General features: G+C 68.4%; 10 protein-coding genes, 1 tRNA gene and 1 pseudogene. 8 read left to right on the forward strand and 4 right to left on the reverse strand.

The window, feature by feature from the left end:
- The first annotated feature begins 1 nt into the window (after nucleotide 1).
- The 6 genes from ntrX (at nucleotide 2) to hflX (ending at nucleotide 7,132) form a co-directional block, all read left to right on the forward strand.
- Nucleotides 2–1,369, forward strand: a complete 1,368-nt coding sequence (gene ntrX, locus V5F53_RS05855) for a nitrogen assimilation response regulator NtrX (protein ID WP_393997254.1) — start codon at nucleotides 2–4, stop codon at nucleotides 1,367–1,369.
- A gap of 197 nt (nucleotides 1,370–1,566) precedes the next feature.
- Nucleotides 1,567–2,943, forward strand: a complete 1,377-nt coding sequence (trkA, locus tag V5F53_RS05860) for a Trk system potassium transporter TrkA (protein ID WP_393997253.1) — start codon at nucleotides 1,567–1,569, stop codon at nucleotides 2,941–2,943.
- Between the two features lie 12 nt (nucleotides 2,944–2,955).
- The gene (locus V5F53_RS05865) at nucleotides 2,956–4,368 is read left to right on the forward strand and encodes a hypothetical protein (RefSeq protein WP_393997252.1); all 1,413 of its coding nucleotides are present in this window, start codon (nucleotides 2,956–2,958) and stop codon (nucleotides 4,366–4,368) included.
- A 49-nt stretch (nucleotides 4,369–4,417) separates the two neighbouring features.
- Complete coding sequence (locus tag V5F53_RS05870; RefSeq protein ID WP_393997251.1) at nucleotides 4,418–5,278, forward strand: D-amino-acid transaminase; 861 nt, start codon at nucleotides 4,418–4,420, stop codon at nucleotides 5,276–5,278.
- Between the two features lie 149 nt (nucleotides 5,279–5,427).
- Entirely contained in the window at nucleotides 5,428–5,682 is a 255-nt protein-coding gene (hfq, locus tag V5F53_RS05875; RefSeq protein ID WP_234050345.1) for an RNA chaperone Hfq, read from the forward strand.
- A gap of 100 nt (nucleotides 5,683–5,782) precedes the next feature.
- On the forward strand, nucleotides 5,783–7,132 hold the full coding sequence (hflX, locus tag V5F53_RS05880) for a GTPase HflX (RefSeq protein ID WP_393997369.1): 1,350 nt from the start codon (nucleotides 5,783–5,785) through the stop codon (nucleotides 7,130–7,132).
- A gap of 28 nt (nucleotides 7,133–7,160) precedes the next feature.
- Here hflX and mazG read toward each other — a convergent pair whose 3' ends face one another.
- Entirely contained in the window at nucleotides 7,161–8,051 is an 891-nt protein-coding gene (gene mazG, locus V5F53_RS05885; protein WP_393997250.1) for a nucleoside triphosphate pyrophosphohydrolase, read from the reverse strand.
- Between the two features lie 91 nt (nucleotides 8,052–8,142).
- Between mazG and V5F53_RS05890 the strand changes: the two genes are divergently transcribed.
- On the forward strand, nucleotides 8,143–8,622 hold the full coding sequence (locus V5F53_RS05890; RefSeq protein ID WP_393997249.1) for an SAM-dependent methyltransferase: 480 nt from the start codon (nucleotides 8,143–8,145) through the stop codon (nucleotides 8,620–8,622).
- A gap of 740 nt (nucleotides 8,623–9,362) precedes the next feature.
- Here the strand turns inward: V5F53_RS05890 and V5F53_RS05895 are convergent.
- Together V5F53_RS05895 and V5F53_RS05900 are read right to left on the reverse strand one after the other, a co-directional pair.
- Nucleotides 9,363–10,214 carry an MBL fold metallo-hydrolase gene (locus V5F53_RS05895; protein WP_393997248.1) on the reverse strand — a complete coding sequence of 284 codons (852 nt, stop codon included), beginning with the start codon at nucleotides 10,212–10,214 and terminating at the stop codon, nucleotides 9,363–9,365.
- Nucleotides 10,215–10,572: 358 nt separating this feature from the next.
- Nucleotides 10,573–10,650 (reverse strand) — tRNA-Pro (locus V5F53_RS05900).
- 297 nt (nucleotides 10,651–10,947) lie between these two features.
- Between V5F53_RS05900 and V5F53_RS05905 the strand changes: the two genes are divergently transcribed.
- Nucleotides 10,948–11,301, forward strand: coding sequence for a septal ring lytic transglycosylase RlpA family protein (locus V5F53_RS05905; RefSeq protein ID WP_393997247.1), 354 nt, complete (start codon nucleotides 10,948–10,950; stop codon nucleotides 11,299–11,301).
- 2,058 nt (nucleotides 11,302–13,359) lie between these two features.
- Here V5F53_RS05905 and V5F53_RS05910 read toward each other — a convergent pair.
- Nucleotides 13,360–13,633 (reverse strand): annotated as a pseudogene (locus V5F53_RS05910) (MerR family transcriptional regulator); the annotation flags it as partial.

Genomic DNA, 13,633 nt, shown 5'->3' on the forward strand with positions numbered 1-13,633 from the left:
CATGGCCATGGACATCCTCATCGTCGACGACGAGGCCGACATCGGCGATCTGGTGGCGGGCATCCTGGAGGACGAGGGCTATTCCGCCCGCACCGCCCGCGACGCCGACAGCGCCCTGGCCGCCATCGCCGCGCGGCGCCCCAATCTCATCTTCCTCGACATCTGGCTGCAGGGCTCGCGCCTCGACGGGCTGGAGCTGCTCAACGAGATCAAGGCCCAGCATCCCGAGGTGCCGGTGGTGATGATCTCCGGCCACGGCAACATCGAGACGGCGGTGGCCGCCATCAAGCGCGGCGCCTACGACTTCATCGAGAAGCCGTTCAATGCCGACCGCCTGGTGATGGTGGCCGAGCGGGCGCTGGAGACGCTGCGCCTCAAGCGCGAGCTGAAGGAGCTGAAGCAGCTGGCGCCGCACACGCGGGCGCTGGTCGGCCGCTCCAGCGCCATCCAGCAGTTGAAATCCACCATCGAGCGGGTGGGCCCCACCAACAGCCGCATCCTCATCGTCGGTCCGTCCGGCTCCGGCAAGGAGCTGGCGGCGCGCATGATTCACGCGGCGTCCGGCCGCGCCCAGGGGCCGTTCGTGGTGCTGAACGCCGCCGCCATCACCCCCGAGCGGCTGGAATACGAGCTGTTCGGCGTCGCCGACGGGGAGGGCAGGGAGGCCAAGCGCGGCGCCCTGGAGGAGGCGCACGGGGGCACCTTGTTCCTGGACGAGATCGCCGACATGTCGCGCGAGACCCAGAACCGGGTGCTGCGGGTGCTGGTGGAGCAGACCTTCACCCGCATCGGCTCCAGCGAGCGGGTGAGCGTGGACGTGCGCATCATCTCCTCCACCGCCCGCAACCTGGAGGAGGAGATCGCCAAGGCCCGGTTCCGCGAGGACCTCTACCACCGCCTGTCGGTGGTGCCGATCCGGGTGCCGCCGCTGGCCGAGCGACGGGAGGATATTCCCGACCTGGTGCAGTTCTTCGTGGACACCATTTCCCAGACCACCGGCATGCCGCGCCGGCCCATCGGCGAGGACGCCATGGCGGTGCTGCAGTCCCATGACTGGCCCGGCAACGTGCGCCAGCTCCGCAACAATGTGGAACGCCTGCTGATCCTGGCCGGCGGCGACCCGGAGGCGACCATCACCGCCGGCATGCTGCCGCCGGACGTGGGCGCGCTGGTGCCGAGCCTGCCCAACGGCAACGGCGGCGAGCACCTCATGGGGCTGCCGCTGCGGGAGGCGCGGGAGGTGTTCGAGCGCGAATACCTGGCGGCGCAGATCAACCGCTTCGGCGGCAACATCTCGCGCACCGCCGAGTTCGTCGGCATGGAGCGCTCCGCCCTCCACCGCAAGCTCAAGGCGCTGGGCGTCGGCTGAGCCGCCCGGCCGGTCCAGCCGCCGGTTTGCCGGCATCCGCGCGGCAAACCGGCGCCTGCCGTCGAAGCGGCGCGGAAGCGGACTCGTCATCCGCATGGGAAACGCCTAGCTTCAGGCGGAATCGGGCCGGGGGCGCGCGCCGGTGCGTGGAAGGCGGGAACCGGAGCCAACCGGTTCCGGCAGGCAAGGGGGACTCCATGAGAGTCGTGATCTGCGGTGCGGGGCAGGTGGGGTTTGGAATCGCCGAGCGCCTTGCCGGTGAGCAGAATGATGTCTCCATCATCGATTCCGACGCCCGCCGCATCCAGATGGTCACCGAGCAGCTCGACGTGCGGGGCGTGGTGGGCTGGGGCTCCCACCCGGACATCCTGGCGCGCGCCGGCATCGAGCAGGCGGACATGCTGATCGCCGTGACCTTGCACGACGAGGTCAACATGGTGGCGTGCCAGGTGGCGCACGCTTTGTTCAACGTGCCCACCAAGGTGGCGCGCATCCGCGCCCAGACCTACCTCCAGCCGGAATGGCGCGACCTGCTCTCGCGCGATCACCTGCCCATCGACGTGGTGATCTCGCCGGAGATTGAGGTTGGCGAGACGGTGCTGCGCCGCCTGTCCCTGCCGGGCGCCATCGACACCGTCAGCTTCGCCGACGGCGCCATCGTCATCGCCGGCGTGGTCTGCGGCGAGGAATGCCCCATCGTCGATACGCCGCTGAGCCAGCTCACCCAGCTTTTTCCCGACGTCCAGGCGACCATCGTCGCCCTGAGCCGCAAGGGCAAGACGCTGGTGCCCCGGTCCACGGAGCAGATCCAGGTCGGCGACATCGCCTATTTCGTGGCCAAGGCGGACCAGGTCCAGCGGGCGCTCGGCCTGTTCGGCCATGACGAGGTGCCGGGCCAGCGCATCGTGGTGGCCGGCGGCGGCAACATCGGCTTCTACGTCGCCAGCGAGCTGGAGCGGCGCAATCCGGCTGCCCGCATCAAACTGATCGAGCAGTCCAAGGATCGCGCGCAGACCGTCGCCGAGCTGCTGTCGCGCACCGTGGTGCTGAACGGCGACGCGCTGGAACGCACCCTGCTGGACGAGGCGGGGGTAGGCGAGGCCGACACCATGATCGCCCTCACCAACGATGACCGCATCAACATCCTGTCCTGCCTGCTGTCGAAGCAGATCGGCGCCAAGCGCATCCTGGCCCTGCTGAACGAGCAGGGCTATGCCGCTTTCGCCCGGGGGCTGGGCATCGATGCCCATGTGAACCCGCGCCAGATCACCGTCTCCAAGGTGCTGCAGCATGTGCGGCGCGGCCGCATCCGCGGCGTGCATGCGCTGCTGGACGGCACCGGCGAGATGATCGAGGCGGAGGCGCTCGAAACCTCGCCGCTGGTGGGCAAGACCCTGCGCGACCTCGACATGCTCGACGGCCTGCGCATCGGCGCCGTGGTGCGGGGCGGGCAGGTGCTGCTGCCGCGCGGCGATTTCGTGGTGCGGGCGCACGACCGGGTGGTGCTGTTCGCCCTCGCCGACCGCATCAAGCGCGTGGAGCAATTGTTCCGCGTCGCGCTCGAATTCTTCTGAGGGCCGGGCGCGATGATCAACGCCGCCCGCCCGCTCGCCGCCGCCCTGGCGGCCATTGGTCTCCTGGCGCTCATCCCGGCGGTGGTCGAGGGACGTTCCGGGGGGGCTTTCCTCGGAGTGTACCTGGCCACCAGCGGCTATTGCCTCTTTCTCGCGCTCATGGTGCGCTTCACCACCGACGGCAGCTCCCTTCACTTCCGCCGCGCCCATGGGCTGGCCGGGCTCACCCTGCTGTGGCTGGTGCTGCCGCTCGCGGCGACGCCGGCGGTGGCGCTGGCCGGCGGGCTCGCGCCGCTGGCGGCGTGGCTGGAAGCGGTGTCCGCCTTCACCACCACCGGCCTCACCTCGCTGCGCCAGGCGCCGGCGAGCCTTTATGTGTGGCTGGGGCTGCTGCAATGGTGCGGCGGCCTGCTCACGGTGGTGTCGGCGGTCACCGTGCTGGCGCCGGCCGGCCTCGGCGGCCTGCCCGACCGCACGCCGAAGGGCGGCGTCGCCCTCGACACCGTGGACGTGAAGGGGGTGGTGGGGGCCATCGCGCCGCTCTATCTGGCGCTGACGGTGCTGGCGCTGCTGGTGCTGATGGTGTCCGGCCACAGCCTTTATGTCTCGTTCACCCTCGCCACAGCGGTGGCCTCGGCCGGCGCGCACCTGCCGCCCGAGGCGCAGCTGGCGCTGACCCTGGAGGAGAGCCCGAAATGGCTGCTCCTGCCATTCCTGCTGTGGGCGGCCACCTCGGTACGCTGGCACCGCGCCTTGGTCACGCGCCGCGTCCATGCCGCGCCCGAGCAGAAGGAAAGCCTGGTGCTGCTCGCCTATTGGGCCGTGCTGGGGGTGGTGCTGGGGGTGGTGCTGTTTCGCGGCGCGGATGTTCCCGCGCTCGCGGCGCTGCGCGACGGCCTGTTCACCGCAGCCTCGCTGATCTCCACCAGCGGCATCGGCCCGCACGAGGGCACCTACGCCAACCTGCCCATGGGGCTGGTCATCGCCGTGGTGCTGCTCGGGGGCGGGGCACTGTCGGTCGCGGGCGGGCTCAAGATGCTGCGCCTGCGGGCCATGCTGCTGCGGGCGCGGGGCGATCTGCTGCGGCTGGTCTATCCCCATCTGGTGCAGCCGGCCTCCCTGGGTGAGGGGGGCGTGGGGTCGGCCATGCGCGGCGTGTGGGTGGGCGCGGCCACCCTGTTCGCGGTCTATGGCGCGCTCATCGTCGCCCTCGCCCCCGGCCTGCCGAGCTTCGACGCGGCGCTGGCGGCGGGGGCCGCCGTCATCAGCAACACCGGGCCGGTCTATGACGCCGGCGGCAGCTGGCCGGCCATCGGGACCCTGCCCGCCGGCTCGGTGCTGGCGGCGGGCTTCGGCATGATCGCCGGCCGGCTGGAGGTGATCGGCTTTTTCGTCATGCTCCACCTGTCGTTATGGCGCACGTGAGCGGCCCCCCGATCCGCTATAAAGCGCGCATCAGCACCTTGGATTTGCCATGTCCCGCATTGCCTATGTGAACGGCCGCTACCTGCCGCACCGCGACGCCAGCATCCATGTGGAGGATCGCGGCTATCAGTTCGCCGACGGCGTCTACGAGGTTTGCGAGGTGCGCGACGGCCACCTTGTGGATGCGCGGCGCCACTTCGACCGCCTCGACCGCTCCCTGGGCGAATTGCGGATTGCCGCCCCCATGAGCCGGGCCGCGCTCGCTCTCGTGCTGCGCGAGACGGTGCGGCGCAATGGGGTGCGCGACGGTATGGTCTATCTGCAGGTCACTCGCGGCGTCGCCCGGCGCGACCACGCGTTTCCAGCCGCGGACACCCCCGCGAGCATCGTCGTCACCGCCCGCCGCGCCGATGTCGCCGCCCAGGACCGGCTGGCGGAGGCTGGCGTCAAGGTCATCAGCGTACCTGAGAACCGCTGGCCGCGCGTGGACATCAAGACCGTGGGCCTTTTGCCCAACGTGCTCGCCAAGCAGGCCGCCAAGGAAGCCGGCGCGCGCGAGGCCTGGTTCGTGGACGCCGGTGGCCATGTGACCGAGGGTGCTTCCACCAACGCCTGGATCGTCACCTGCGACGGGACCATCGTGACGCGCCCGGCGGAGGAGGGGATCTTGCGCGGAATCACACGCACGGTGGTTCTCGAGGAGGCGACGTCCCTCGGCTATCGCCTTGCGGAACGCGCCTTCACGCTGGCTGAAGCCCATGACGCGGCCGAGGCCTTCATCACCGCCGCGTCCACCTTGGTGATGCCGGTGATCGCCATCGACGGGCGCCCGGTCGGCGACGGCCGGCCGGGAGCGGTGGCCACGGCCCTGCGCCGTCGTTTCCACGATTTCACAGAAATCTCTGGCTGATGATGGGGGGATGCACGCCGGCCGCGCCGCAAAATATTATTGCGCTGCCGTTGGGCTGTGCCATTGTAAGCTGATAACTCCCATGGACCATCGGGCAACGTATAATTGCAGCGACCGTGGGTTCAACGCCGAAACAAATGGATACGAAAATGGCGGCGGAACGGACACAGAATCTCCAAGACACTTTTCTCAATCACGTCCGCAAAAATAAGACTCCCCTCACGATTTTCCTAGTGAATGGGGTGAAATTGCAGGGCGTCGTCACTTGGTTCGATAACTTCTGCGTGCTGTTGCGGCGCGATGGTCACTCCCAGCTGGTCTATAAGCACGCTATTTCCACCATCATGCCCGGTCATCCGGTGCAATTGTTCGATCCCGCGGACGAAGGAACGGAGAAGGCCTGATCGCCGTGAACCGCAGCACCGCCAAGGGTGCGCATGAGGGTTGCCCATGACCGGCGCCCCTGAGCCGGGGAAGAGCGGCGGACCTGCCGCCGCCCCCCGCATGACCCCATCTGGAGCCGGTGTGGACCATCGCGCGCCGCCAACGCGGTGTGCCGTGGTCACGCCCTATCTCACCAAGCGGGCCCTGCGCGGCGCCAGCGAACGGCGCGCGCCGGAAGCACGCCTCGACGAAGCCGTGGGACTGGCCGCCGCCATCGACCTGGAGGTGGTCTTTTCCGGCCTCGTTCCCCTCTCAGAAATCCGGCCGGCCACTTATCTGGGCACCGGCAAGGTGGAGGAGATCGGCGGCATCGTCCAGGCGGAGGCGGTGGACCTCGTGTTCTTCGACGCGGCGCTGAGCCCGGTGCAACAGCGCAATCTGGAAAAGGCCTGGTCCGCCAAGGTGGTGGACCGCACCGCCCTGATTCTGGAGATCTTCGGCCGCCGCGCCCGCACCAAGGAAGGCGCGCTGCAGGTGGAGCTTGCCCACCTCAATTACCAGCGCTCGCGCCTGGTGCGCTCCTGGACCCATCTTGAGCGGCAACGGGGCGGCTTCGGCTTCCTCGGCGGCCCGGGCGAGACCCAGATCGAGGCCGACCGGCGGCTCATCGGCGAACGCATCCTTCGCATCGAGAAGGATCTCGAGCAGGTGAAGCGCACGCGGGGCCTGCACCGCGCCAGCCGCAAGCGCGTGCCTTACCCCGTGGTCGCGCTGGTGGGCTACACCAACGCCGGAAAATCCACGCTGTTCAATCGCCTGACGCGGGCCGAGGTGACCGCCCAGGACCTGCTGTTCGCGACCCTCGACCCGACCCTGAGGTCGGTGGACCTGCCCCATGGCACCCGCATCATCCTGTCGGACACGGTGGGCTTCATCTCCGAGCTGCCGACCCAGCTCGTGGCCGCCTTCCGCGCGACCCTGGAAGAGGTCCTGGAGGCTGACCTGATCCTCCACGTTCGGGACATTTCCCATCCGGACACCGAGGCTCAGGCCGCCGACGTGGCCGATGTGCTGTCGGAGCTTGGGGTGGAGGTGCAGCCGGGCGGCCGCGTGGTGGAGGTCTGGAACAAGGTGGACCGACTTGAGCCGTCCATCCGGGAAGCCACCTTCAACAGCGCACAGCGGATCGACGCCCTGGACGCGCCGGTGCTGGTCTCGGCCTTGACCGGCGAAGGCACCGGGGACCTGCTGGATGTGGTGGAGCGGCGCATCACCGCCGGGCGCACCACCCTTAACGTGACCTTGGCCACGGAGGACGGCGAAGGCATGGGCTGGCTCTATCGGCACGGCGAGGTGCTGGAACGCACCGTCGATCCGGACGGCGCCACCCATGTGAAGATCCGGGTCGCTCCGGAGAAGGCGGGCTTGGTGAAGCGACGTTTCGGCAGCCGCCACGTCGGCGGCGCCTGATCCCTGCCGCGCCCACGGGAAGCACGGCTCAGGCGCCGGGCTTTTCGCGCGCCGGGAGGCCAGGCCCGCCCTGTTCCGGCGCGGAGGGCACGCGGGGCTTTTCCGTGCCCTTCGCTTCCCTCCACAGCGCCTCCATGCGCTCAAGGTCCGCCTGCCCGGGCGTTCGGCCCTCCTGGGCGAGGCGGGTCTCGATATGTCGGAAGCGCCGGGTGAACTTCTCATTGGTGCCCCGCAAGGCGGTTTCCGGATCGACGCCGGCATGGCGCGCGAGGTTCACCACGGCGAACAGAAGGTCGCCGATCTCGTCCTGAACCGCCTCGGCGCCATGGTGCGCCAGGGCGTCGGCGACCTCGTCGGCCTCCTCGCGGATCTTGGCGAGCACCTGAACGGCATCGGTCCAGTCGAAGCCTACCCGCGCTGCTTTTTCCTGCAGCTTCAAGGCCCGGGTGAGGGCAGGGAAGGGCAGGGGCACGCCGCCGAGCACCCCTTCATCCGGTTCCCGCACCAGCCCCGCCGCCGCCCGGCGCGCAGCTTTCTCCTGCTTCTCCTGGGCCTTGATCTCGCCCCACAGCGCCTTCACCCCCTCCGGCGAAAGGTCGCGGGTCGCGCCGAACACATGTGGATGGCGGCGAATGAGCTTGGCGGTGATGGCCTCCACCACATCGCCGAAGGCAAAGGCGCCACACTCCTCGCCCAGGCGGGCATGAAAGACGACCTGCAGAAGCAGGTCCCCCAGTTCTTCCCGAAGATCGCCCATGTCGCCACGGACGATGGCATCCACCACCTCATAGGCCTCCTCAAGCGTATAGGAGGCAACGGTCTTGAACGATTGCTCAAGGTCCCAGGGACAGCCCGTTCCAGGCGTCCGCAGCGCGGCCATGATCTCGATGAGGCGCGCAATGTCGCGGGACGCTTCCATGGACTTCTCCTTGCAGCACGGGCGCCGCACTCTAATCTTCCGGCCTTCCTGACGTGAAGCTTGTTTCCCGTCCGAGCGCCGGATGTTCCCCATGGCTCACAGTCCCGATCCCAGCTTCGACCCGGCAATGACCGGCGGCATCCGTTCCGGCGAGCACCGCATCGACCTGCCGGCCCAGTTCGATGCCCACCTCTATTTCATCGGCCGCATCCGCAGCCCCTGGACGCATCGCGCCGAATGTCCCCGCCGTGGCGATCCGCTGGTCGGCCCGGTCTGCACGCTGGAGATCGATTCGCGGTGGGCCGACGCTCTTTCGGGCATCGAAGCGAATGCCCGGCTTCAGGTGCTCTATTGGATGGATCAGGCCCGCCGCGATCTGGTGCTTCAGGTGCCGCGCGCCGGCCGGCCATTAGGCACCTTCGCCCTGCGCTCACCCGCGCGCCCCAACCCCATCGCTTCGTCGGTGGTGACGCTGCTGACCGTGGACGGCCTGCGCCTCACCGTGCGCGGGCTCGATTGCATCGACGGCACCCCCCTGGTCGACCTGAAGCCCGAACATCCGCCAACCTGAAGCCGGCTTGCCCCGGTCTCCCCGATCTTCGGCTCGCCAGTTCCTCCAAGCCGCTCCTCCAAGCCGCTCCTCCAAGCCCGGCCGCTCCAAGCCCGGCCGCGCGCGCCTCGCCAAGGCCGTGGCGGAGGGGCAGGGTAGGGGCGGGCACCGCCACCCTCCGGTCCCCGCCCGACCCATGGATTCGCGATGGATTCGCAATCGTGCGCCCCGCGCCGGCCGCCGGAAATCGCCCGCCTCCCCGCAGCCCTTAGAGCTCTCCGAATATCTCCCCGGAAGACGAGGCGTTAGAGCCTCACTCCGAACACCTCGCCGCAGCCGGCGTCGGAAGTGCTGCGGGCGCGCCATCGAAGGCCGAGGCGAACCGACCAGCCGCCATGTCGGCTGATCCATTCGATCAATCGATAGTTTAATATATTACCACCCAACTCGACCAAAAGCTCAGGCAAATGAGATTCGCAGAAGAGATATTATGGAATATAATATCCGCTCGCGATCGCCGTTGATGCGCTCGTTAACCAAAATACCAGCGGACCCAGGATGCGCCCCCGATGCGCTCCCTAGGATCGGGAGGATTGCCACTAGGACGAAGTCAGCGGTTCGCTCCGGACGCCTCACGCCCATTGCCGCGAATCTCCACCCTCCAGCCTGCCGTCAAGATTGGCCTAAAATCACAAAAATATCGTTAAATATCAAAAATTTATATTCATATTCGAAAGTCGATTATCAGCTGGGAACCGCGCTCAGGCAGGATGCGTTCGCTGGAGTGGAGGCTGGGAATATAGTCCTTGGCTGGTAAATGACAGTCCGTCATATGCGGGCTCTACGCGCTCAGGCAGCTTTCGCTTCAAGGTGGCGTAATCGAGATCGGTATGCAGATCCGTGAGGATCGCCCGGCGCGGCTGCAGGGTCGCGATATGGTTGAGTGCGTCCGTCACCGAGAAATGAGATGGGTGCGGCGTCTCTCGCAGCGCGTCGATGATCCACACATCGAGCTGGCGGAGCCTCGGCAGGGAACTTTCGGGAAGACCGTTCACGTCGCTGGAATAGGCTACGTCGCCAAACCGGAACCCGAAGGACTCGACATCGCCGTGATGCTGCCGGAACGGCAGGGCGACAATCGGCCCCCCCGGCCCTTCTATGGTGATCTCACCGCCGTCATGGAACCGGTGCGCTGTGAGAATCGGCGGGTAGCCGCTTCCCGGCGGCGTTTCAAAGCAATAGCCGAAGCGCTTGCGCAATGCCGCCAGGGTCTCGCCATCGGCGTGAATGTCGATGCGGCGGCGATGCTCGATGGCAAGCGGCCGCAGATCGTCGATGCCGTGGGTGTGGTCGGCGTGGGAATGGGTGAACAGCACCGCGTCGAGCGCGGTGACACCGGCGTCGAGAAGCTGCTCGCGCAGGTCCGGGGAGGTATCCACAAGGACGCGGGTGGTTCCCGTCGCGCCCCTGCGCTCCACCAGGATGGAGCAGCGTCGCCGGCGATTGCGGGGCTCCAAGGGGTCGCACGCGCCCCACCCCTGCCCCACGCGTGGTACGCCCCCGGACGACCCGCAGCCCAGAATGGTGACGGTCAGGGACGCGTGGACGGACATGGGCACCTCGCAAGGACGCGGTCGCGGCGGTCCAGCGGGCCGGCATCGACGGATTCGCTCCGCCGCCCATCTAAACCGGCTTTGCCGTCGGCTCAAACTCCGCGGTTCAGGGCGCCTCACTCATCGCTTGGCTCCGCGTGCGGGCGCAGAAACGGATACCAGGGCGCTCTGCCGATGATGCTGAACGGGCCTGAGCAAGCCCCGCAGGCCATCTTGAGAGGCATCGCGACCCGCATTGAAACCCAAGTCCGTGCGGAGAGGGCGGGCCGGATGGTTGGGATGGAACAGGCGCCCGCGGAATCAAAAAAGACGCCGCACGGCGTCTTTTTTGATTGTCCTGATCATTCAGGGTGTTGAATGGTCGGAGCGAGAGGATTTGAACCTCCGACCCCTAGTCCCCCAGACTAGTGCGCTAACCGGGCTGCGCTACGCTCCGACGTGAGGGGAGGCTTAAAGCATCGTTTTGGTGACGACAAGAGCTATTGTTTTTTCATCCCCAGTCATCCCCAGGGAAGCGCGGATACCAGCACGCGGCCCCCTCCCCTGTTTGCTCGAAAGCCAGAGTCCATAACGGATCGAGCTGGAACGTGAGCAATCACGAGTCGAAATGGATTGAGGCGAAAATCAGACGTAACCGTGCTCATTGCCGCATCTGGGGCAACGAATCGAGACATTGTGAACATATTTCACGGGCAATTGACGTTCTGTCTTCATCAACAGGAAGAATGAACGCATGAAGAAACGCGTGGTCCTGTCATGTGCGGCTCTGAGCTTGATGGCTTTCGCCCCGAGTTCCGGACGTGCAGACACCTCCACCGGCATCGCCTCCTATTATTGGCAAGGCCAGGGCACTGCGAGCGGGGAACGGTTCAAGCCGGGCGATATGACAGCCGCCCATCGCTCCCTTCCATTCGGAACCAAGGTGCGAGTCACGAATCTGCGCAATGGCAAAAGCGTGGTCGTTCGAATCAACGACCGCGGCCCCTACGTCCGCGGACGAATCATCGACGTCTCCAAGGCTGCTGCCAGCCACCTTGGCTTCGCGGGGAACGGGCTGACCCGCGTTTCCCTTGCCGTCCTCGATTGAAATAGGCGGCATCACGCGTTTTGCAAGGGCCGGAGAGGTGGATAGTTCCTCTCCGGTCCACTCAGGCATGATGTGAGTCGGGCTTTCGCTCCGTGGTTTCGCGTAACAGGCGCCGACATTCTCCGAGCTCATACAGCGCCGCCTGCAGCCGGTGGACATCGTCACGCGACAGCACCGGCTGCACACCGCCCGGCCCCGCCGGACGCGGGGGCTCACCCCGCAAATGCGGCGGCAAGTAAGGCTCGATGGGCGCCGGGCGCGCCGCTGGCGCCTCGAACGGGTCACGGCCCTGCCAGAAGGCCGGCGCGCCCGAGGGGCCTGGCGGATATCCGCCGGCTGTCGGTTCACGCGAGCCGGCCCCCGGGCTGTCCGCCGGCCGATCCCAGGGCCCGGTCAGGCCCGCCGGTGGAACCGCAGGCGGCCCACCTTGGACACCAGCTTGAACCGATGCCGCGCCACGCGGTTCCACCGGCGGAAAATCATCCTCCAGGGGGCCGGTGAGCGGCCCGACCCGCCGGGACGGCGTCTCGGGCGCCGCCCAAGACGGCGGGGCCGATGGGGCTGCTGCGGGCGGTGCTGTGGGCGCCGGCCTTGGCTGCGGCGGCACGCGAGATGGCGCGGTCCCCCAGGGTGCGCTCCCCGAGGGGCTGGCCGGCGGCGCAGCCGCCGATGTGGCCTTTCGGGAAACGGGAGGCTGAGACGGCATGGCGGCCTCGCTGGCGGAGGGAGGAGACGGACGCATGGCGCCGGCGATCCCGGACACGCCCGCCAGCGCGCCCATGCCAAGCCGGGCCGAAATCGGAGCGCTCACCTGGAATGCCACCGGCGGCAGCTCGGGCGGCGCCGGTGGGTCGAAATCGTCCACGCCCGCGGCCCACGCATCCTCAAGCGGGGCGTCGTCTGGCCACGGGGCATCGTCGACGTCATCCGCGTGCCAGGGGCCGTCATCGTCCCCGGCCATGTGGAGCGCTTCGCCATCGGGCGTTTCGCCAGGGTCCACGGCATCTTCGGCCGCGTCGGCCTCAAACGGCCCGGCCTCCTCCTCGTCGCTGTCGAAGGGGGCCTGATCGGCACGGGGCGCGGCGAATGCGGGCTCCGGCCCCGGCTCAACGGCCGGCGGAAGGGCAAGGTGATCGTGCCACACCGCCAAGTCCTGCTCAGCCGCCTGCGTGGCCCGCGCCAACTCCGGCCATGCGCCGGACGCGGCCGGAGCCATGGCGGAACGGCTCGCCTCGGCACGCCGCGCGGGCGGTGTCGGACCGGGCCGGCGCCGCAGCTTGGGAGGGAGATATTCCTCCGGCGGACCGGCCTCCTGCTCCTTCAGCCGGCGGATGCGCTCATCCAGCGGTGCCACCGGCGGAGGGGCCGGCTCGTGGTCGAGGAATGGCAGCAGGGGATCGTCGCTCTCCGACGTGGGCGCGGTCGAGACATGGGCCGCGGGGCCGCGGGTCGGGCGCCGCTGCGCCACCGGCTCGGGCCGCACCGGCCGGGGCGGCGCGAATGAAGGCGGTTCCGGCGGGGCGGCGCGCTGCGGCCGAACCGCATCCGTGGGCGGCGCCGGCTGGCGGGAGGGACCGGGCGTGGCGTCCGCAGGCCGTGGCGAGACCGGCCGGGGCGGAGGCACCTCCACGCCATCGTCCGCGCCGGCGCCGAAATCGGGCTCCGTGCGGGCCGGCCAGGCGTCGTCGGTCAGCCGCGGCTCCCGATGGCGCGCGGGCGGGGGCGAGAATTCGCGCTCTTCATAGATGCGCTCTTCATAGACCCCGTCGTCAAACCGGCGCTCCGCCAGGCGGCGCTCGCGGGTCTGTCCACGCGGGGGCAGGGGCGCGACCGGCTCGCCTCGGTCGGCGGCAAGATCGCGATCCAGCTCCGGATCGGGAAACGGCAACGGCAGTTCGACATCGCGCGGCAGCTCGCCCGGAGCGACGTCGTCGGCGCCCTTGCGGCGGCGCGGCAGCAGGCCGAGCAGGCCGCCGAAGATGACCCCCTCCTGCGACGCTGGCGGCCGCTCGGCGGGGGCCGACCGCATCACCGCCACGTCGCGCTCGACGCCGATGTCCTGGACATGTCGAATCCCCTGCTCTTTCAGGATCTTCTGCACGCCTTTGATAGTGTAGCCTTCACGATAGAGCAGCTGCCGGATACCGCGCAGCAGATCCACGTCCTCGGGCCGGTAGAAGCGCCGGCCACCGGCGCGCTTCACCGGCTTGATCTGCGGAAAGCGGGTTTCCCAGAAGCGCAGGACATGTTGCGGCAGATTGAGGTCCTCGGCGACCTCGCTGATGGTCCGGAAGGCGTCCGGATCCTTGTCGGTCTCGCGCGCGTCGCCCAC

It is taken from the genome of Xanthobacter cornucopiae, from assembly GCF_043195065.2.
Classification (GTDB): Bacteria; Pseudomonadota; Alphaproteobacteria; order Rhizobiales; family Xanthobacteraceae; genus Xanthobacter.

Bases quoted from the DNA above. Each gene is read 5' to 3' on its own strand.
- ntrX (WP_393997254.1), top strand. From the start codon at position 2: ATGGCCATGGACATCCTCATCGTCGACGACGAGGCCGACATCGGCGAT.
- trkA (WP_393997253.1), top strand. From the start codon at position 1,567: ATGAGAGTCGTGATCTGCGGTGCGGGGCAGGTGGGGTTTGGAATCGCC.
- V5F53_RS05865 (WP_393997252.1), top strand. From the start codon at position 2,956: ATGATCAACGCCGCCCGCCCGCTCGCCGCCGCCCTGGCGGCCATTGGT.
- V5F53_RS05870 (WP_393997251.1), top strand. From the start codon at position 4,418: ATGTCCCGCATTGCCTATGTGAACGGCCGCTACCTGCCGCACCGCGAC.
- hfq (WP_234050345.1), top strand. From the start codon at position 5,428: ATGGCGGCGGAACGGACACAGAATCTCCAAGACACTTTTCTCAATCAC.
- hflX (WP_393997369.1), top strand. From the start codon at position 5,783: ATGACCCCATCTGGAGCCGGTGTGGACCATCGCGCGCCGCCAACGCGG.
- mazG (WP_393997250.1), bottom strand. From the start codon at position 8,051: ATGGAAGCGTCCCGCGACATTGCGCGCCTCATCGAGATCATGGCCGCG.
- V5F53_RS05890 (WP_393997249.1), top strand. From the start codon at position 8,143: ATGGCTCACAGTCCCGATCCCAGCTTCGACCCGGCAATGACCGGCGGC.
- V5F53_RS05895 (WP_393997248.1), bottom strand. From the start codon at position 10,214: ATGTCCGTCCACGCGTCCCTGACCGTCACCATTCTGGGCTGCGGGTCG.
- V5F53_RS05905 (WP_393997247.1), top strand. From the start codon at position 10,948: ATGAAGAAACGCGTGGTCCTGTCATGTGCGGCTCTGAGCTTGATGGCT.